Source organism: Arthrobacter sp. Sr33 (assembly GCF_054511195.1).
In genome coordinates, this window is record NZ_JBTNDD010000001.1 from 36,134 (window position 1) to 55,076 (window position 18,943).

An 18,943-nucleotide genomic window follows, 5' to 3' on the forward strand; every position below is an offset into this window, starting at 1 on the left:
ACTATGGCTATTGACCTTTCCCAACCCCTGAAGTTCGCGTACTGGGTGCCCAATGTGAGCGGCGGCCTGGTGGTCTCCACCATTGAGCAGCGCACCAGCTGGGACTTCGAGTACAACAAGAAGCTGGCCCGCATCGCGGAGGACGCCGGCTTCGAGTACGCCCTCTCGCAAACCCGGTATGCGGCGTCGTACGGCGCCGACAAGCAGCATGAGGCCACGTCGTTCTCCCTGGCGCTGCTCGGTGCGACCGAAAAGCTGAAGGTGATCGCCGCCGTCCACCCCGGCATGTGGCAGCCCGGAGTCCTGGCGAAGTTCATCATCACCGCTGACCACATCTCCGGTGGTCGGGCGGCGGTGAACATTGTGTCCGGCTGGCTGAAGAGTGAGTTCACCGGGTTCGGGCTGCCGTGGCTGGAGCACGACGAGCGCTACGTCCGCACCGAAGAGTTCATCAGGATCCTCCGCGGCCTCTGGACCGAGCAGAACTTCTCCCAGGCCGGCAAGTATTACAACATTACCGATTTCACCCTCAACCCGCCGCCCGTCGACGTGCCCGGGCGTCCACACCCGGAAATCTTCTTCGGCGGGAACTCGACGGCGGCGCAGGCCACTGCTGGCCGGGTGGCCGACTGGTACTTTTCCAACGGCAAGGACCTCGAGGGATTCAAGGAGAATATCGCCGGCGTGCAGGCCTCAGCGGCCGACGTCGGCCGCGACCCCCGGTTCGGGCTCAACGGTTTTGTGATTGCCCGCGATACCGAGAAGGAAGCCCGCGAGACGCTCCGCGAGATCGTGGCCAAGGCCCACAAACCGGCGGTGGAGGGGTTCCGGGGCGCAGTGCAGGAAGCCGGGGCCTCGACCAAGGATGGCAAGGGCATGTGGGCGGACTCGTCCTTCGAGGACCTGATCCAGTACAACGACGGCTTCAAGACCCAGCTGATCGGCACTCCCGAGCAGATCGCCGAGCGGATCATCGAGTACAAGAAAATCGGCGTGAACCTGATGCTGACCTGCTACCTCCACTTCCAGGAGGAGGTCGAAGCCTTCGGCAAAGACATCCTCCCCATCGTCCGCGAACTCGAAGCGGACCTCGCCCGTAAAGAGGGCCTAGATTTCAATGTTGACAACCAGATTAAGGCAGGTGTCTGATGGCTGATCGCAGCTTCGGTTTCCGTACACGCGCTCTTCACGCGGGTGGCACCCCCGACTCGGCCCACGGCGCCCGAGCGGTACCCATCTACCAGACGACCTCGTTCGTGTTCAAGGACACGAACGACGCCGCCAACCTCTTCGCGCTCCAAAAGTACGGCAACATTTACTCGCGGATCGGCAACCCTACGGTCGCCGCGTTCGAGGAACGGATCGCGTCCCTGGAAGGTGGCATCGGGGCGGTCGCGACGGCGTCGGGCATGAGCGCCGAATTCATCACGTTCGCGGCCCTCTGCCAGGCCGGGGATCATATTGTCGCCGCGTCGCAGCTCTACGGCGGCACGGTCACCCAACTCGATGTAACCCTGCGCCGGTTCGGCATTGACACCACCTTCGTCCCCGGCACGGATCCTGCTGACTATGCTGCGGCCATCCAGGACAACACGAAGGCCGTCTACGCGGAGGTGATCGCGAACCCCTCGGGTGAAATCGCCGACATCCAGGGGCTAGCGAAGATCGCCCACGACGCCGGTGTGCCACTGATCATCGACTCCACCCTGAGCACCCCCTACCTGATCCGGCCCATCGAGCACGGCGCCGACATTGTGATCCACTCCGCCACCAAGTTCATCGGCGGGCACGGGACCACCCTGGGCGGCGTCGTCGTCGAGGCCGGAACCTTCAACTGGGGTAACGGCCGGTTCCCCACCATGACCGAACCGGTCCCGTCCTACGGCAATATCCAGTGGTGGGCCAACTTCGGCGAGTACGGCTTCCTGACCAAGCTGCGCACCGAGCAACTGCGGGACATCGGGCCGTCTCTCTCCCCCATGTCGGCCTTCCAGCTGCTGCAGGGCGTGGAAACCCTGGCCCAGCGGATGGACGAACACCTGTCCAACGCCCAGGCGGTCGCCGAGTGGCTGGAGAACGACCCGCGGGTGGAGTACGTGAACTTCGCGGGCCTCCCTTCGCACCGGCATTTCGAGCGGGCCGCCAAGTACCTGCCCCAAGGGCCCGGGTCGGTCTTCAGCTTTGGGGTGAAAGGTGGCAGGGCAGCAGGGCAGAAGTTTATTGAGTCGCTGCAGCTGGCCTCACACCTGGCCAACGTGGGCGATGCCCGCACCCTGGTCATCCACCCCGGCTCGACCACGCACCAGCAGCTGTCCGCCGAGCAGCTGGTCACGGCCGGCATCCCTGAGGACCTGGTCAGGATTTCGATCGGACTCGAGGACCTGGACGATATCCTGTGGGACATCGGCCAGGCACTGGACCTTGCCACTGCAACCCCGCAGGGCTCAACACCTACTCCGCACGAGGGAGCCACCGCATGAGCGCCGATCTGGAAACGGCACGGACCTGGGAGGGCCCATCCGCCCCTGAACGACTCTCGCTCCTGCGTCACGCCAAGTCGGTGGCGATCATTGGGGCGTCGGATAAGCCGTCCCGCGCGTCGTACTTCGTGGCCACCTACCTGCAGTCGTCGTCGCCCTACCGCTTGTACTTCGTGAACCCGGTGGCGAAGGAGATTCTGGGGCAGCCCGTGTACGCGTCCCTGGCCGACCTACCGGAGGTCCCCGACATCGTCGACGTGTTCCGGAAGCACGATGATCTGCCCAGTGTCCTTGAGGAGACGAAGGCTGTTGGCGCGAAAACACTATGGCTGCAGTTGGGGTCCTGGCATGAGGACGTTGCGCACGACGCCGAGGAGGCGGGCCTGAACGTGGTGATGGACCGCTGCATCAAGATTGAGCACGCGCGGTTCCACGGTGGACTCAACCTGGCTGGCTTCAACACCGGAGTGATTTCGTCGAAGCGGCAGGTTACCGCCTAGCCCCACCCATCATCTAGCCCCATCCCACACCCCATCGAGTCAACAGGAATCGCCCCAAAAAGTGGCTATTCCTGTTGACTCGATCCCGTTGGTTGGGGGGCAGGGTGGCTGGGCTAGTGGGACTCGACGATTTCCTCGTTGCGCGCGAATCGGCGGTTCTTGAGCACGGGCAGGAACTCGCGGACGTCGGCGATCCGTCGGCGTGACACGTTGGTGGTGACCACTCCCTCTTCCTCGTCGGTGAGGAAGACCTGCGGGATTCCCATGGGGTCGAGGATCGCCGAGTGCCCGATGGTATGCCCGCTCGAGGTCCCGGCTGCCGCGATCCAGACGGTGTTCTCGATGGCGCGGGCCTTCAGCAGGGTTTCCCAATGATCCACCTTGTGATCGCCCTTGAACCAGGCGGCCGGCACCAGGATCAGATCCGCCCCGCGGTCGGCGAGCGCACGTGCCTGTTCCGGGAAGCGGATGTCGTAGCAGGTCATGAGCCCCACTGACAGGTCACCGATCGTGACCACCTTGATGCCGCCGTCGCCGGGTTTGATCCGGGTGGACTCCTGATAGCTGAAAGCGTCGTAGAGGTGAAGTTTGCGGTAGGTGTCGACAATCTTTCCCGTGGCATCCACCAGGACCAGCGTGTTGTAGGGGCGGTCCTCGCCGCTCCCCTCATACCCGCCAGCAACAATGGCTATGCCGAGCTCGACGGCGATGAAGGACAGCTGCTGCACGAAGGTCGACCAGTTTTCGTCGACGGCAGCCGCCAGCGAACCCTCCACCTTCCCGATGGAGAACATGGATTCCTCGGGGAAGACGATCAGCTCGGACCCTTCGGAACGCGCTTGTTCGGCAAGCCCACGCATGGTCTTGAGGTTGTCCGAGACGCTACCGCCCGGTCGGAACTGCCCAACGCTGATCTTCATCGTCGCCGCTTTCAGTCATGAAATAGGTGCCCTCACAGCCTACCGAATGCCTGAACGTCTTATTGTTGGGTTATGACACTGCAACCTATCGTCCCCGGCCCCGGCCAGGAATCAGTGTGGGACTACCCGCGACCGCCACGGCTGGAGCCCACCACCGAGCGGGCGCTGATTGAGTTCGGCGGTATGGTGATCGCCGACAGCACCGATTCGGTCCGGGTCCTGGAAACCAGCCACCCCCCGGTGTACTACGTTCCGATGGGCGACTTCGTCGCCGGCGCCCTGGCTCGCGTGGAGGGCTCATCGTTGTGTGAGTACAAGGGGATGGCAGCGTATTACGACGTCGTCAGCGGGCAGCACCGCGCACCCCGCGCCGGGTGGACCTACCCAACCCCCACCCCCGGCTTCGAGGCACTGCAAACCCGGGTAGCGATTTATCCGGGAGCAATGGACCGCTGTCTTATTGACGGTGAAGTGGTCAAGGCGCAGGAGGGCGACTTCTACGGCGGCTGGATCACCAGCCGCATCGTCGGGCCTTTCAAAGGCGCCCCCGGCACCTGGGGCTGGTAGTCCGGGCCCAGTCCCGACAGTGCGACCTCGCCGTCGAACGGTGACGCCCAGCTAACGCTCATAGAGGACTGATACCTTCGCAGGTTGGTTATCTATCTGGCAGGAGAATATTGTGCGGAAGAAGTTTTTACTGAGTATTGCCTTGGCCGGAATTGTCTCGGTGGTGTCCGCGTGCGGCACCCCCGAAGACGGCAGCGAGTCGGGATCCGAGACGTCGCAGGCCCCCGCCAATGAGAGCGCAGCGCCCGAAGCGGCCCCCGAAGTTGCCGACGCCGATCTGGAAGGCGTGCCTGACGTCGTGGCGCTGGTCAACGGCACCGAGATCCTGAAGGCGGACTTCGAATCGGTCTACACCGCCCAGTACGAGCAGGCCGCAATCCAGTCTCAGATGTCAGGGGAAGCAGTCGACCAGGATGAGCTCAAAACCCAGACCATCGAGGGAATGATCGGCACCGAACTGCTGGTTCAGGAAGCTGACGAACGGGGGATTGAGGCAAGCGACGAAGCAACTACCGCAGCACTCGATGAGCTCGTAGCAGCCAACCAGCTTGGTTCGGCCGAGGAGTTCTACGCAGCGCTCGCCGAGCAGGGCATGGACGAGGCGACAGTCAACGACCAGCTCGCCACCCAGGTCCAGGTGGAACAGCTCATCCAGGAAGAGGCTGGGGACTCCGCACCCTCCGAGGAGGAGCTCACCACCGCCTACGACGAGGCAGTGGCCCAGCAGGAAGAGCAGAACGCCCAGAGCGGCGAAGAGACCGAGGTTCCCCCGTTCGAGGAAGCACGGCCAGCTCTCGAGGAGCAGCTCCAGACCCAGAAGGAATCCGCCGCAGCGGAGTCCCTGGTATCCAGCCTCCGCGAGGAAGCTGACATCACGATCAACCTCTAAGGCAGGTGGTGCCGCAGCTAGAGGGCTGCGGCACCGGGACTGACCGGCGTCCGGTCAGGGGATTCCATCGCGAACCATGACGCCAGTTCGTCGGCTGGAAGTGGCCGGGCGTAGTGATATCCCTGGGCCAGGTCGCAGGCGAGCCCGATCAGGGCCTCACGCTGCCCCTCGGTTTCGACGCCCTCGGCTACCGCCTTGATCCCGACGGCGTGGGCCAGCAGGTACCCGCAGGGGGCATGATCGAAGAGCGCCTGATAGTCCAGCCCGGCGGCGCTCACGGCTGCCGCCGGTGAGCGGGAAAGGCTCGCTCAGAAAACGCCGTCGGCGCCATTTCCGCCCCTCAAAAGTTGTGTGGGCGACGACCTGGATACGGGTGGTCGTCGGCTCCTCACTGAACTGTCGGCGAGGCGGACCGAAATGTAAGCGTTTAGGCGCGACGGCGCCGAATCCGGATCGGTCCCTTGATGATGGACGGATCGATGACCGCTCCGCCCTGCGTAATCTCCACCTCACCGGCGGCAACTAACCGCTTGGCAGCGTCCCGGGACGCCTCCATCAGGTCCCGCCACTGTCCGTCGGATACTGCGCGGGCAGCCTCCGACGGGCAGATCGTCGCCTCGGGGGCCCGCTCGTCGAGGAGCCGCCGGATGGCGTCCTCAAGCAGCCGACCGGTGTCGTCGCCAGCGGGGCCCAACCGGTTCCCTAACCGATCAGGTCGTTGATGACGATGGTCTGGTCCCGGTCGGGACCCACGCCGATGGCCGAGAACCGGGCACCTGACATCTTCTCCAGCGCCCGAACGTACACCTGCGCATTATCGGGCAGGTCATCGATAGTCCGCGCGGTGGTAATGTCCTCGGTCCAGCCCTCGAAGTACTCGAAGATGGGTTTGGCGTGGTGGAAATCGGTCTGGGTCATCGGCATCTCATCGTGCCGGACGCCGTCGACGTCGTACGCCACGCAAACCGGGATCCGCTCGATCCCGGTGAGCACGTCAAGCTTCGTCACGAAGTAGTCGGTGAAGCCGTTGACGCGGGCCGCATGGCGGGCCAGGACGGCGTCGTACCAACCGCAGCGGCGTGGCCGCCCGGTGTTGACACCGAACTCGCCGCCCTTCGTCTGCAGGTACATGCCCATGTCGTCGAAGAGTTCGGTGGGGAAGGGACCGGCGCCGACGCGCGTGGTGTAGGCCTTGATGATGCCCACTGCGCGGCTGATCCGGGTAGGGCCAATCCCCGAGCCGACCGATGCGCCACCCGCGGTGGGGTTCGACGAGGTCACGAACGGGTAGGTGCCGTGGTCTACGTCCAGGAACGTGGCCTGGCCGCCTTCCATGAGCACCACCTTGCCGGCGTCGAGCGCCTCATTCAGCACATAGGTGGAATCGATGACCAGCGGCCGGAGGCGCTCGGCGAAGCCGAGGAAATACTCGACCACTTCCTCCACCTCCACGTCACGCCGGTTGTACACCTTGACCAGGAGTTCATTCTTCTGGGCGAGTGAGCCTTCAACCTTCTGCCGCAGGATCGACTCATCGAAGACGTCCTGGACCCGGATCCCCAGCCGTGCCACCTTGTCCATGTAGGCGGGACCGATGCCGCGCCCGGTGGTGCCGATGGCCCGCTTGCCCAGGAACCGTTCAGTGACCTTGTCCAACACCTGGTGATACGGAGCGACCAGGTGCGCGTTCGCCGAAATACGCAACTTGGACGTGTCGGCGCCGCGCGCCTCGAGCCCCTCGATCTCCTCGAAGAGTGCCTCAAGGTTGATGACGCAGCCGTTGCCGATGATGGGGACCGCGTTGGGGCTCAGGATGCCTGCGGGAAGGAGCTTCAGCTCGTACTTTTCACCGCCGACGACGACGGTGTGCCCCGCGTTGTTCCCGCCGTTTGGCTTGACGACGTAGTCAACCCGCCCGCCGAGTAGGTCTGTTGCTTTGCCTTTACCTTCGTCGCCCCACTGGGCTCCGACAATAACGATCGCTGGCATGGGATCCTCCCCCATCGTTGCGGCGGCATCCGGACACCGTGCCGATGCCGCCAGAAGTGCATGAGAATGCCCCAAGACCTCAGTGCATTGCGGCAAGAGATCTGGGGCTCTTACCACCCAAGTTTAGCAACAGATCCCGTTGACGCTCGGCTTGATGATTACCCGGCTCCGGCAGCGGCATCCACAACCGACTTCTTGACCTGTTCTGGGTCCCGGAAGCCTCGAGCTCCTCAGCCCGGACGATTGTCCCGCCGGAGTGGGTTCAGCAGGTGGCTTCGCCCCTGCCAGGCCAGCACCATGGCACCGGCGCCCAGCAGCACGTTGGTCCACAGGTACCCCACGTCACCGTTGACGATGTTCGTCACCGCGGCGCCGGTCATGACAAGAACGAGCAGCAACGCTCCCGGGGTGCGCACCCTGGGAACGAATAGGGCAGCACTCCCGATGAATTCGCCGGCAGCGGTCAGGTAGACAGTCCAGCCGGGAAGCCCGGATTCCTGGAACGGGAGCAGCGCGGCGGGGTCCCCCATGACCTTCTCGATCCCGGCCCGGACGAAGAAGAACGCGAGCACGGCGGCGAGCGCCACCCACACCAGTTCCATCCGGTTCGTCTGCATAGGCTCATGATGCCACCTGGGGCGCACCGGGAGGGGAGAATATGATCATGGATCGATTTGTTGGCAACATTGCGGGAGTTGGTACCGCCGCCGGAATCCGGTTGGTCGTTGGCCTGTGGGCGGATTCGCCGTTGGGCGCCTTTACCGACGTCATGGTGGAGGACGACGGCGGCCGGCGCACCCTGCTCGCGCCGAACCAGGCCGTCGCGGACTACGTCAGCGCTACCTACACGTTCGATCAGATTCAGGTGGTGGACGTGGTCTCCACACTCGACGAGCATCGGCTGACGGTGGCAGCGGGGCCGCTCGAACTGACCGCCGACCTTGGCGGCGTGACAGGGCTCGGTCGGCTGCTCAGCCTCGTTCCCGCCCGGGTAGCAACGTCACCGCGCTGGCTCAGCCTGATCAACCCGGTGGCCGGTCTGGTGATGCCGGGGGTACAGACGGCGGGTTCGGCGGGCAACGGCCGCACCGAGTATTACGGGGTGACGGCGGCGGTGAAAATTGCGGCCGCGTCGGTGCGCTGGCACGGCAGGGACCAGGGCGCACTCGCCCGGCTGTCCCCACCGGTGCGGTTCGGGTTCAGCTCCGCCCCGGCCGCGCCGATGCTGGTCACCGTGGTGACCAGCATCAAGCGACCGTCAACCTAGTTTTTCACCTTCAGTTGCCGAGCTGCCTGCTGGCTTCCGGATCGGATTCGCCGAGGAACTTGGCAATGCGCTCCGCCTCGTCCATCTCCCCGATGGAGGCCGCAGCCCTGCCCAGCGCGTACAGCGAGCGGAGGAACCCGCGGTTGGGTTCGTGCGAGTACGGGACCGGGCCGGTGCCCCGCCATCCGTTCCGCCGCAGCGCATCGAGGCCGCGGTGGTACCCGGTTCGTGCGTACGCGTAGGACTCGATGGTGCGCCCCTCGGCGTAGGCCTCATCCGCGAGGATGGCCCACACCAACGACGACGTCGGGTACTTGGCGGCGAGGTCTACCGCCTCGTCGCCGGCGTCGAGGCGTGCACCCAGGTCCGTTTCCTCGGGGAGGAGGGTGGGCTCGGGGCCGAGGAGGTTGCGGCGGAATTCGTCCGACATGCTAGAGCTTCTTCCCGGCGGATCCCAGTGATGATGCGGCCTCGACCACGCGGGCTGCAAGACCGGCCTCGGCTGCGGCGCCCCACACCCGTGGGTCGTAGACCTTCTTGTTGCCAACCTCGTTGTCGACCTTCAGCACGCCGTCGTAGTTCTTCAGCATGTGGTCCACCACGGGTCGGGTGAATGCGTACTGCGTGTCGGTGTCGATATTCATCTTGATGACGCCGTAGGAGACAGCGTCGGAGATTTCCTGGGCTGAGGAACCGGATCCGCCGTGGAACACCAGGTCGAAGGGCTTGTCCTTGCCCAGCTTGGCGCCGATCTGATCCTGGATGTCCTTGAGGATTTCGGGGCGGAGCTTCACGCCGCCGGGCTTGTACACGCCGTGGACGTTGCCGAAGGTCAGCGCTGTGAGGTAACGGCCGTGTTCGCCGGAGCCCAGGGCCTCAACGGTGGCCAGTGCGTCTTCGACAGTGGTGTACAGCTTGTCGTTGATGGCGTTTTCGACGCCGTCCTCTTCACCGCCGACAGTGCCGATCTCGACCTCGAGGATGATCTTGGCAGCCGCCGCGCGGGGCAGGATGTCTTTGGCGATCCGCAGGTTCTCTTCAAGGGTTTCCGCTGAGCCGTCCCACATGTGGGACTGGAAGAGTGGGTTGCCGCCGCGCTTGACTGCCTCTTCCGATGCGGCAAGGAGGGGGAGGACGAATGCGTCCAGTTTGTCCTTGGGGCAATGGTCGGTGTGCAGCGCAATATTCACGTCATACTTCTTGGCCACCTCGTGGGCGAAGGCTGCGAAGCCCAGGGATCCCACCACCATGTCCTTGACCGACGCACCGGACCAGTACGCTGCTCCGCCGGTGGAGACCTGCACAATGCCGTCGGATCCGGCCTCGGCGAACCCCCGCATTGCGGCGTTGAGGGTCTGGGAAGAGGTGACGTTGACGGCCGGATACGCGAAGCCCCCGGCCTTGGCACGGTCGATCATTTCCGAATAGATCTCAGGTGTTGCGATAGGCATAAGGACTCCTCTGTGGAATGCGTATTAGACAGGCGGGATGGGTAACGGACCGCTCATTCCATCCTATTCGACTGCTCGTTCGGCAGAAACGACCCGGAGGGTCAGGTTTGCCGCTTGCAACCGGCAAACCTGACGGCGGGGGCCGTTTCTGGCTCCCGCACCACGCCAAACGGCCTCACTTGACCAGGCTAGACGCCCTGACCGAACACGTGCCGGCGAACCCACCCGTGCATCGCGATCGCCGCAGCCGCCGACGCGTTGATGGACCTCGTTGAACCGAACTGGGCGATGGACAGGGTGGCATCGGCGGCGGCGTGGACTTCCGGGGTCAGACCCGGTCCCTCCTGGCCGAAAACCAGCACACAGTTCTCCGGCAACTCGTAGGTTTCCAGCGGCACCGAGTCCGGGAAGTTGTCGATCCCGATGATCCGTAGTCCCTCGCCGCTGGCCCAGGTAACAAATTCCTCGACGGTCGGGTGGTGTCGCACGTGCTGGTAGCGGTCGGTGACCATGGCACCCCGACGGTTCCAGCGTCGTCGTCCGATGATATGGACTTCCTTGGCCATGAAGGCGTTGGCGGTACGCACCACGGAACCGATGTTCAGGTCGTGCTGCCAGTTCTCAATCGCCACGTGGAAGTTGTGACGGCGGGAATCGAGGTCGGCGACGATTGCGTCGTGCGTCCAGTAGCGGTACTGATCGACGACGTTGCGGGTGTCACCTGCCGCCAGCAGTTCGGGGTCCCACTGGCTGCCCGCCGGCAACTGACCCTCCCAGGGCCCGACACCTACCGGAATGAGCGGAATTTCGGGATTTTCTTTCACGCTCCCAGCCTAAGGTGAAAGACTGGGACCGATAGCACCGCCCGGACGGCAGGGAGAGATCACATGCGCGAGAACGAACACATCGAATGCTGGCTGACGGACATGGACGGTGTTCTCGTTCACGAGAACCAGGCCATCCCAGGCGCGGCCGATCTACTTGACCGTTGGGTGGCCACCTCCAAACGGTTTTTGGTGCTGACCAACAACTCCATTTACACACCCAGGGATCTGGCGGCGCGGCTTAAAGCCTCGGGCCTGGAAATTCCCGAGGAGAACCTGTGGACGTCGGCCCTCGCCACGGCCCAGTTCCTCAAGGAGCAGCTGCCGGGCGGACGCGCCTACGTCATCGGCGAAGCCGGATTGACGACGGCGTTGCACAACGCGGGTTTCGTGCTCACCGATCAGCACCCCGACTATGTGGTGCTGGGTGAAACCCGCACCTATTCGTTCGAAGCCATCACCAAGGCGATCCGGTTGGTGGAAGGCGGTGCACGGTTCATCGCTACCAACCCGGATGTGACCGGGCCATCCAAGGAAGGGCCGCTTCCTGCCACCGGCGCCGTGGCGGCGCTGATTACCGCCGCCACCAGTCGTGTCCCCTATATTGTGGGCAAGCCTAATCCCATGATGTTCCGGTCGGCGATGAACCAGATCGACGCCCACTCGGAAACCACCGCCATGATCGGCGACCGGATGGACACCGACATCATCGCGGGGATGGAGGCCGGACTGCACACCGTCCTGGTGCTGACCGGGATCACCCAGCGCGCCGACATCGACGCCTACCCGTTCCGTCCCGCCCAGATCCTGGAGTCGGTGGCCGACCTGATCGACCAGGTGTAGGCAGTGGCGGGAATCCTGAACCTGCGCGACATCGCTCAACTCACCGCCTCCGATCCGAGGGCGCCCGCGCCGGGGAGGGTGTTCCGTTCCAGCCAGCCCTTTGACTGGGACCTCGTCGCGACGATGGAGTTCCTTGCCGGCCGGGGCATCGAGACAATCGTCGACCTGCGCAGCGAACGTGAGGCGGGGATGGTGCCCTGGCTGGTCGCCGCCGACGCCGGGATCGACGTCGTCGCCGCACCGCTCGACCCCTCCGAGGCCAACCCCGCATCGACCATGGGCTTGTTGACCGCCGAGGACCTGGGGAATTACTACGTCGGTTGGCTGAATAGCCGCCCGGGAGCGGTGGTCAGCGCCCTCGAACCGATCGTGGCGGGCCGCACCACGCTGGTGCACTGTGCGGCAGGCAAGGACCGGACGGGCGTGATCACCGCCGTCGTTCTCCTGGTCGCCGGGGTGTCCGACGAGTTGATCATCCAGGACTACGCCCACACCACGGGCGCCCTGCCCGAAATCCTGCCAGCGCTGGCGAAGCTCTGGCTGGGGAACGCCCCATCCGGTTCGCAACGGATGTCGTTCGACAACCCGCCGGTAATCCTCACCTCCCCGGCTGCGGCCATGGCCACGTTCATCGACGGGCTGCGCCGCGAATACGGGACCGTTGACGCTTTCCTGACGGGAGCCGGCATGGACCGCCACGATCTGACGCGACTGCGGAAGACACTCAACGGTCAGTAGACGGTTCGCAGCGACCCGCCACGTGGGAGTGGCAGGAACTCCTCCTGCAGCGCCACCACAATGCCCTGATAGATCAAGGGGTTCCACTGCGGGCTCGCGTGGGCTGGGAGCGCACCCTCGGTGACGTAGTCAGCAGACACCAGGTTGTCCGGGAACGCTTCAGCCCATCCCGGCCGGGTCGTCGTGTAGTTCACGGTGTTGTCATTGGGGTTGCCGATGAAGGCAATCTGGGTATCCCCCAGGGTGCCCTGGAACCGGGTGACGTTGTAGTGGTAGATGTACGACGACTGTGACTGGATCAGCAAACTCGACGGCGCCAGCGGAGACAGTTGCTCGAGGGTCTGGTTCACGACCTGCTGCCAGCTGCGTTCGTTCTTGTTGACGATCCGCTCTCCCAGCTCGTATCCGCCCCTCAACACGGTAGGCACCCGGTATCCGGCGTCGTAGAGCCGCACCACACCCTCGAACACCGCCTGGTCCAGCACATCGGTGCGGGAATGCGGACTGGAGTCAAGGATGATCAGCTTCACGTTGATCCCCAACTCACGCAGCTGCGACGCCACCTCGATGGCTACCATCCCACCAAAACTGTGCCCATAGAAGTAGAGGGTTTCGACCTGGAAGATCCGTACATAGCGGTTCAGTGCGGCAACAATGTTGGTGATATTCAGCCCACGGTTCGAGTACCCCATGACTGAAATCTGTCCTCGCTGCCCGAGGGCCGGTCGAAGGGAGTTGCCGATCCAGCCGCCCTCTTCCCAACTCGTTTTGTACCCGGGGAAGATGATCCATCGGGTTCGGGGGAACCGCCGCGCCGCCTCCTCATCCTCAACCGGGAGGAGCTGCAGCTCCTCCCGTTCCTCCTGGATCCTCCTTGTCAGGAACAGGTCGGCGGCGAGGGTGAGGCCGAACCCGGAGCCGACCAGGAAAGAGCGGCGGGACATGCCCTTGATCCCGTGCGCGTAGCGAAGCAGCCGTTCGGCGTCCTCAGTCATAGGTAGTCGGGGGTGTTAACCCAGACCGAGCTCGTCTTTGCCGAAGGCGTAGAGGTACGGCACCCCTGCCTCAGACTCGATGCGTTCCTTCGACCCGGTGTCGCGGTCGACGATCACCGCCACTGCCTGCACCTTGCCACCAGCCCGCCGGACACCCTCGACAGCGGTCAACGCTGACCCACCGGTGGTGGAGGTGTCTTCGAGCACGACGACGGACCGGCCAGTAATGTCCGGGCCTTCCACCTGGCGGGCCATGCCGTGAGTCTTCTGGGTTTTGCGCACCACGAACGCGTCAATGCCACGGTTGTCGCGGGCCGCGGCGTGCATCACGGCGGTGGCCACGGGGTCAGCTCCCATGGTCAGGCCGCCGGCGCTCTCGAAGGCGATTCCGGCGTCGTCGAGCAACTCCAGCATGACCTGCCCCACCAGTTGGGATGCTTCGTGGTGCAGGGTGATCCGGCGAAGGTCAATGTAATAGTCGGCTTCCTTGCCGCTGGACAGCGTCACTTTCTCGTGCACGATGGCCAGTTCCTGGATCAGTTCACGCAGGCGGACGCGGGCGGTGCTATCGGCGGTCATGGTTGCAATCCTAATGTCTTTCGGTACCGGACATGCGAGGCCCCAACCAGTGTGACCGGATGCCAAGTGCCTTTCCCCGGGCATGCCTAAACCTGTCAGGGGGCGCTCAGGCTCGCGGTTTCGATTGATTCCGGCGACAGGACGTGGGAAATGGCCATCACCGAGGCACCCCGGACACCAGCATTCTGCCCGGCTACCGATGGCACAATCCGCAGGTGCTCAGTGGCCAAAGGCAGGGAACGCCGGTAGACCACTTCGCGGATCCCGGCCAGCAGGTGCTCGCCCGCCTGCGCCAGGCTCCCGCCGATCACGACCACCGATGGGTTGATGAGGTTCACGCAGGTGGCCAGCACATCGCCGATGTCGCGGCCCGCCTGGCGGATCACCTGGATGGCGTCGCGGTCGCCCGAACGCACCAGGTCGATCACCCCTTGGCTGGAGGTCAGTTCACGCCCGGTAAGTGCGTTCAATGCTGCCGCGAGCGCGGGCCCGCCGGCCAGGGCTTCGAGGCACCCCGTGTTTCCGCAGCGGCACGGAATCTCACCACCGCGTGGGACCCGGACGTGGCCGAGGTCTCCGGCCGTGCCCTGCGCACCGCGCTGCAGCATTGATCCTGAAATGATCCCGGCGCCGATACCGGTGGCCACCTTGATGAACATCAGATCGGTGGTGTCCGGCCAGTTACCGCTCAGCTCGCCGAGGGCCATGATGTTGACGTCGTTGTCGACGAGCACCGGCACGTTGAAGCTGCGTTGCACCAGCCCCGGCACGTCGAACCGGTCCCAGCCCGGCATGATCGGCGGGTTGATAGGCCTGCCCGTCTCGTGCTCCACCGGTCCGGGCAACCCAATGCCGATCGCTGCCAGTTCGGAGCTGGTCCGATTTGCCTCGCGCAGCAGGGTGCCGATGGCTGCCACCAACCAGCCCAGCACCGTCTCTGGCCCGTCGGAGATGGTCATGGACTGGCGTGCGCTGGCCAGTTCTGTTCCGGAGAGGTCCGTCAGGGTTACCAGGGCGTGGGTGGCGCCCAGATCGGCGCCGATCACCACCCGTGCCCCGGGGTTGAGGGCGAACAACGACGGCGGCCTGCCGCCGGTCGACACGGCACCCCCGTACGGGGCGACCAACCCGAGGGTCATCAGCGTCTCCACCCGTGAAGCGACGGTTGACCGGGCCAGCCCGGTGAGCTGAGCCAGTTCCGCCCGGGTCCGCGGCTGCCCATCGCGGAGGAGCTGGAACACCTCGCTGGCACCAGGAGCAGGTAAAGCCGAGGTTCGGGCCTGCTTTTCGGACTCAATCTTCAACACAGTTTCAGTAAACCACGCGGAACTTCGGCGTGTCTCACATTCCACTAACTCATGTACAACGGCTTACTTTTGAATGATGCTCGACAAAAGTATGAGTTCCATGTCACAGTGGGCTGGTGGATAACGATGTCTTCCCCTCAGAGTCTCGGGACAGCACCTCGACGGTGCTAAGTGTCTCCGGACTGTCCAAGAGTTTCTTTGGTATTGAGGTGCTGAAAGATGTCTCCCTCCACCTGAACATCGAGGAGCGTTCGTCTGCGGCCGCCATCATCAGTGCCGGAGAACACCTGGTGCACGTCCAGGTCTGCGGCAATGACCGTGGTGCCCCCGGCGGCGGCCAGACCGACTGGACCGGCATCCTCGAAGCCCTCGATACGGTGGGCTACGAGGGTCCACTGAATATTGAGAGTTTCACCTCGCACAACGCCAGCATTGCCATCGCCGCCTCCATCTGGCGGCCCCTCGCCGAGTCCCAGGACCGGCTAGCCCACGACGGCCTCGCCTTCCTGCGCTCGATCACGCCGCCCAGGACCGCTACGCCCCTGCCTCAAGGAGACCACCGATGACCACCCCCGCCTCGGCAGCAGCTGCCGTGCCCGGCACGCTCGGGGTGGCCGTTCTCGGCTACTCCTTCATGGGGAAGGCGCACTCGAACGCCTGGCGCAATGTGAACGCTTTTTATCCGACTCCTCGCGTGACCCAGCAGCTCCTGGTTGGCCGGGACGCCGGTCACGTCGCCGACGCCGCCACCCGATTCGGCTGGGCCGAAAGCTCCACCGACTGGCGGGAAGTGCTGGAGCGCGACGATATCCACATTGTCGACATCTGCACCCCTGGCCACCTGCACGCCGAACTGGCGATCGCCGCGTTGGAGGCAGGCAAACACGTCATCGTCGAGAAGCCGCTCGCCAACTCGGTTGCCGAAGCCGAGCTGATGGTCGCAGCGGCTGTGGCAGCCCGGTCCCGCGGCGTCCAGTCGATGGTCGGCTTCAACTACCGACGACTTCCCGCACTTGCCCTGGCGCGGACCCTGATTTCTGACGGGCGGGTGGGGGACGTCCGTCAGATTCGCGTGAGTTACCTGCAGGACTGGCTAGCCGACGAGCGGGCCGCCATGAGCTGGCGTCTGCGCAAGGCATCGGCCGGTTCCGGCGCTCTGGGCGATCTGGCATCGCATGCTGTTGATCAGGTGGCCTTCCTGCTCGATGACCCTGTGGCGAGCGTGTCCGGCACTGTCAATACGTTCGTGGCGGAGCGTCCCGGCCCGGCCGGCCCCGAACAGGTAACCGTCGACGACGCCGCCTGGGCCACCCTTCGACTCGCCTCCGGGGCGGTCGCCAGCCTTGAAGTCTCGCGGTTCGCGACGGGGCGCAAGAACTCGCTGCAGATTGAAATCTACGGTTCCCGGGGTGGGCTCCGCTTCGATTTGGAGCACCTGAACGAGTTGCAGTACTTCGACAGCGGCACACCGGCAGAGTTGCAGGGGTACAGCAAAATACTGGTCACCGAGCCATCCCACCCGTACCTTGGAGCTTGGTGGCCCGCCGGGCACACCCTCGGCTGGGACCACACGTTCACCAGCCAGGCAGCCGACTTCCTCACAGCGATCGACTCGGGCACACCGACGTCGCCGTCGTTCGAGGACGGATTGGCAACCCAGCGGGTACTGGCCGCAGTGGAGGCCAGCGCCGCCCAGGCGGGCGCCGCCGTCGCACCCGCCTGAGACGATCTATTGCACGCAGGAGAAACCTATGGAACTGTCCGTCCAGCTCTACACCGTCCGCGACGCCCTCGAAGCGGACCTCGATGGCACCATTGACCGGATCGCGGCGATGGGTTTCACCAACGTCGAGCCGTACAACTTCGCCGCGGATCCGGCTCCGCTGGCTGCAGCCCTGAAACGGAACCATCTTTCGGCACCCTCCGGGCACGCACCACTGCTCTCAACCGACCAGGCAAGGATCTTCGAGGCGGCCCGCACCCTCGGGATGCGCACCGTGATCGATCCTTATGTGCACCCCGACCGTTGGACATCGGTTGCCGACATCGCCGCCACGGCCGCGCAGCTCAATGAGGCTGCGACGCTCGCCGCGGAGTATGGGTTGCGCGTGGGCTACCACAACCACTGGTTCGAAATAGAGACCGATTTTGATGGCCGCACTGGTCTTGAGGTACTGGCCGAAAACCTGCATCAGTCGGTAGTCCTGGAAGTGGACACCTATTGGGTGGCGGTCGGCGGGCAGGATCCGGCGGCCCTGCTGGGACGCCTCGGTGACCGGGTCCGGCTCATCCATATCAAGGACGGTGCAGTCGACCAGGACAACAAATCCCAGGTGGCAGTCGGCGCCGGACGGATGGACATCGAGGGGGTCCTGGCCGCGTCGTCGACAGTCGAAACGGCAGTGGTCGAACTCGACGACAGCGCCGGGGACCTTTTCACCGCCATTGAGGAGAGCCGCCGGTTCCTGCTTGCCCGGACCGGCGCATGAGGGGCCCTGTCGGCGTCGGCGTGATCGGCGCCGGGGTGATCAGCAAGGAATACCTGACCAACCTCACCGCTTTCCCCGACCTCCACGTTCACATCGTCGCCGATCTCTTTGAGGATGCCGCGCGCACCCGCGCCGCCGAGTTCGGCGTGGCAGCGGCGGGTGGGGTTGAAGCTGCCCTGTCTCACCCGGACGTGGAAATTATCGTCAACCTGACGACCCCCGCCGCCCACGTGCCGGTGGCCCTTGCCGCCGTCGCGGCCGGAAAGCATGTCTGGTCCGAGAAGCCGTTCTCCCTCGACCGCGCCTCCGGAGCCGAGCTACTGGCCGCGGCCGAAGCAGCGGGAGTCCGGCTGGGATGCGCCCCCGACACCTTCCTCGGCGCGGGGCTCCAGACTGGGCTGCGCACCATCCGGCGCGGCGATATCGGCACGCCGTTGACCGCCCTCACCCTGATGCAGTCCCCGGGCCCGGAATCATGGCATCCCAATCCTGCCTTCCTGTTCCAGGCGGGGGCAGGGCCCCTTTTCGACATCGGCCCCTACTATCTGACCGCCCTGGTGCAGGCGTTCGGGTCCATCCGGCGGGTCGCGGCCCTCGGCTCCCGCGCGCGGGACACCCGGGTCATCGGCTCGGGGCCCAAGGCGGGTGAATCGTTTAGGGTGTCCGTGCCCACCCATGTCAGTGCCCTGGCAGAGTTCGACGGCGGCCGGTCGTCGCAGAGTATCTTCAGTTTCGACTCCCCCAGGCCCCGAACGGGTTTCGTCGAAATCACCGGGACCGATGCCACCATCGCTTTCCCCGACCCGAACGAGTTCCACGGGGAGGTCCGGTTGCACCGGCACGGTGCCGATGATTGGGAGACCATACCCGCCGTCGGGTCGGTATTCGGCCGTGGTTCCGGCGTGCTGGACATGGCACGGGCTATCCGGGCAGGCGTACCTCACCGCGCGCAGGGCTCAACCGGTTTCCACATTCTCGATGCGATGGTGGCGATTGCCGAATCAGTCGACACCGGAGCATTCGTGCCGGTGACCAGTTCCGCCGCAGCACTCGATCCGCTTCCCGAGGACTGGGACCCGTCCCAGCTCACCCTTTCCTAGGAGAC

At 64.7% G+C, this 18,943-nt stretch carries 23 protein-coding genes; 12 read left to right on the forward strand and 11 right to left on the reverse strand.

Annotated elements, in window-relative coordinates:
* The first annotated feature begins 3 nt into the window (after nt 1–3).
* From sfnG to ACX80T_RS00200, 3 genes are read left to right on the forward strand one after another with little or no spacing between them, the layout of a single operon-like run.
* A complete protein-coding gene (gene sfnG, locus ACX80T_RS00190; protein WP_459303478.1) occupies nt 4–1,149 on the forward strand; it encodes a dimethylsulfone monooxygenase SfnG in 1,146 nt (381 codons plus the stop codon).
* Nucleotides 1,149–2,480 carry an O-acetylhomoserine aminocarboxypropyltransferase/cysteine synthase family protein gene (locus ACX80T_RS00195; protein WP_459303479.1) on the forward strand — a complete coding sequence of 444 codons (1,332 nt, stop codon included), beginning with the start codon at nt 1,149–1,151 and terminating at the stop codon, nt 2,478–2,480. Before sfnG ends, ACX80T_RS00195 begins: the two co-directional genes overlap by 1 nt.
* Complete coding sequence (locus ACX80T_RS00200; protein WP_019483281.1) at nt 2,477–2,980, forward strand: CoA-binding protein; 504 nt, start codon at nt 2,477–2,479, stop codon at nt 2,978–2,980. The genes ACX80T_RS00195 and ACX80T_RS00200 overlap by 4 nt, the downstream gene beginning before the upstream one ends.
* A 113-nt stretch (nt 2,981–3,093) precedes the next feature.
* On the opposite strand, the gene ACX80T_RS00205 is transcribed toward ACX80T_RS00200, so the two are convergent.
* On the reverse strand, nt 3,094–3,900 hold the full coding sequence (locus ACX80T_RS00205; protein ID WP_019483282.1) for a carbon-nitrogen hydrolase family protein: 807 nt from the start codon (nt 3,898–3,900) through the stop codon (nt 3,094–3,096).
* A 72-nt stretch (nt 3,901–3,972) separates the two neighbouring features.
* Between ACX80T_RS00205 and ACX80T_RS00210 the strand changes: the two genes are divergently transcribed.
* The gene (locus tag ACX80T_RS00210; RefSeq protein ID WP_459303480.1) at nt 3,973–4,467 is read left to right on the forward strand and encodes a DUF427 domain-containing protein; all 495 of its coding nucleotides are present in this window, start codon (nt 3,973–3,975) and stop codon (nt 4,465–4,467) included.
* Nucleotides 4,468–4,579: 112 nt separating this feature from the next.
* Nucleotides 4,580–5,356 (forward strand): SurA N-terminal domain-containing protein, encoded by a 777-nt coding sequence (locus tag ACX80T_RS00215; protein ID WP_024476240.1) that lies wholly within the window; start codon nt 4,580–4,582, stop codon nt 5,354–5,356.
* 17 nt (nt 5,357–5,373) lie between these two features.
* Here ACX80T_RS00215 and ACX80T_RS00220 read toward each other — a convergent pair whose 3' ends face one another.
* The 4 genes from ACX80T_RS00220 to ACX80T_RS00235 all read right to left on the reverse strand — a co-directional run bounded on the left by ACX80T_RS00220 (nt 5,374) and on the right by ACX80T_RS00235 (nt 7,962).
* The gene (locus tag ACX80T_RS00220; RefSeq protein ID WP_019483285.1) at nt 5,374–5,634 is read right to left on the reverse strand and encodes an EAL domain-containing protein; all 261 of its coding nucleotides are present in this window, start codon (nt 5,632–5,634) and stop codon (nt 5,374–5,376) included.
* Between the two features lie 149 nt (nt 5,635–5,783).
* Nucleotides 5,784–6,050: a DUF3253 domain-containing protein gene (locus tag ACX80T_RS00225; protein ID WP_459303481.1), complete on the reverse strand. Its 267-nt coding sequence runs from the start codon at nt 6,048–6,050 to the stop codon at nt 5,784–5,786.
* An 8-nt stretch (nt 6,051–6,058) separates the two neighbouring features.
* A complete protein-coding gene (locus tag ACX80T_RS00230) occupies nt 6,059–7,345 on the reverse strand; it encodes an adenylosuccinate synthase (protein WP_024476241.1) in 1,287 nt (428 codons plus the stop codon).
* A gap of 230 nt (nt 7,346–7,575) precedes the next feature.
* On the reverse strand, nt 7,576–7,962 hold the full coding sequence (locus ACX80T_RS00235; RefSeq protein ID WP_019483288.1) for a DoxX family protein: 387 nt from the start codon (nt 7,960–7,962) through the stop codon (nt 7,576–7,578).
* 47 nt (nt 7,963–8,009) lie between these two features.
* On the opposite strand from ACX80T_RS00235, the gene ACX80T_RS00240 reads away from it, so the two are divergent.
* Nucleotides 8,010–8,612: a hypothetical protein gene (locus ACX80T_RS00240; RefSeq protein ID WP_459303482.1), complete on the forward strand. Its 603-nt coding sequence runs from the start codon at nt 8,010–8,012 to the stop codon at nt 8,610–8,612.
* A gap of 10 nt (nt 8,613–8,622) precedes the next feature.
* On the opposite strand, the gene ACX80T_RS00245 is transcribed toward ACX80T_RS00240, so the two are convergent.
* The 3 genes from ACX80T_RS00245 to ACX80T_RS00255 all read right to left on the reverse strand — a co-directional run bounded on the left by ACX80T_RS00245 (nt 8,623) and on the right by ACX80T_RS00255 (nt 10,887).
* On the reverse strand, nt 8,623–9,042 hold the full coding sequence (locus tag ACX80T_RS00245) for a DUF3151 domain-containing protein (protein WP_019483290.1): 420 nt from the start codon (nt 9,040–9,042) through the stop codon (nt 8,623–8,625).
* Nucleotide 9,043: 1 nt separating this feature from the next.
* A complete protein-coding gene (gene fbaA / locus ACX80T_RS00250) occupies nt 9,044–10,063 on the reverse strand; it encodes a class II fructose-bisphosphate aldolase (protein WP_459303484.1) in 1,020 nt (339 codons plus the stop codon).
* A gap of 188 nt (nt 10,064–10,251) precedes the next feature.
* A complete protein-coding gene (locus tag ACX80T_RS00255; protein WP_459303485.1) occupies nt 10,252–10,887 on the reverse strand; it encodes a TrmH family RNA methyltransferase in 636 nt (211 codons plus the stop codon).
* Between the two features lie 63 nt (nt 10,888–10,950).
* Between ACX80T_RS00255 and ACX80T_RS00260 the strand changes: the two genes are divergently transcribed.
* Nucleotides 10,951–11,730 (forward strand): HAD-IIA family hydrolase, encoded by a 780-nt coding sequence (locus tag ACX80T_RS00260; protein WP_019483293.1) that lies wholly within the window; start codon nt 10,951–10,953, stop codon nt 11,728–11,730.
* Nucleotides 11,731–11,733: 3 nt separating this feature from the next.
* The gene (locus ACX80T_RS00265; RefSeq protein WP_459303486.1) at nt 11,734–12,468 is read left to right on the forward strand and encodes a tyrosine-protein phosphatase; all 735 of its coding nucleotides are present in this window, start codon (nt 11,734–11,736) and stop codon (nt 12,466–12,468) included.
* Here the strand turns inward: ACX80T_RS00265 and ACX80T_RS00270 are convergent.
* The 3 genes from ACX80T_RS00270 to ACX80T_RS00280 all read right to left on the reverse strand — a co-directional run bounded on the left by ACX80T_RS00270 (nt 12,462) and on the right by ACX80T_RS00280 (nt 15,349).
* Nucleotides 12,462–13,463: a thioesterase domain-containing protein gene (locus ACX80T_RS00270; RefSeq protein ID WP_459303487.1), complete on the reverse strand. Its 1,002-nt coding sequence runs from the start codon at nt 13,461–13,463 to the stop codon at nt 12,462–12,464. The genes ACX80T_RS00265 and ACX80T_RS00270 overlap by 7 nt on opposite strands.
* Nucleotides 13,464–13,478: 15 nt before the next feature.
* Complete coding sequence (gene pyrE, locus ACX80T_RS00275; RefSeq protein WP_019483296.1) at nt 13,479–14,042, reverse strand: orotate phosphoribosyltransferase; 564 nt, start codon at nt 14,040–14,042, stop codon at nt 13,479–13,481.
* Nucleotides 14,043–14,137: 95 nt separating this feature from the next.
* A complete protein-coding gene (locus tag ACX80T_RS00280; RefSeq protein WP_459303488.1) occupies nt 14,138–15,349 on the reverse strand; it encodes an ROK family transcriptional regulator in 1,212 nt (403 codons plus the stop codon).
* A gap of 116 nt (nt 15,350–15,465) precedes the next feature.
* Between ACX80T_RS00280 and ACX80T_RS00285 the strand changes: the two genes are divergently transcribed.
* The 4 genes from ACX80T_RS00285 to ACX80T_RS00300 are packed head-to-tail and all read left to right on the forward strand — an operon-like array spanning nt 15,466 to nt 18,938.
* Nucleotides 15,466–15,915, forward strand: coding sequence for a sugar phosphate isomerase/epimerase family protein (locus ACX80T_RS00285; protein WP_459303489.1), 450 nt, complete (start codon nt 15,466–15,468; stop codon nt 15,913–15,915).
* Nucleotides 15,912–17,072 (forward strand): Gfo/Idh/MocA family protein, encoded by a 1,161-nt coding sequence (locus ACX80T_RS00290; RefSeq protein ID WP_459303490.1) that lies wholly within the window; start codon nt 15,912–15,914, stop codon nt 17,070–17,072. Before ACX80T_RS00285 ends, ACX80T_RS00290 begins: the two co-directional genes overlap by 4 nt.
* A gap of 28 nt (nt 17,073–17,100) precedes the next feature.
* A complete protein-coding gene (locus ACX80T_RS00295; RefSeq protein WP_019483300.1) occupies nt 17,101–17,838 on the forward strand; it encodes a sugar phosphate isomerase/epimerase family protein in 738 nt (245 codons plus the stop codon).
* Entirely contained in the window at nt 17,835–18,938 is a 1,104-nt protein-coding gene (locus ACX80T_RS00300) for a Gfo/Idh/MocA family protein (RefSeq protein ID WP_019483301.1), read from the forward strand. Before ACX80T_RS00295 ends, ACX80T_RS00300 begins: the two co-directional genes overlap by 4 nt.
* The last annotated feature ends 5 nt before the right edge of the window (nt 18,939–18,943 follow it).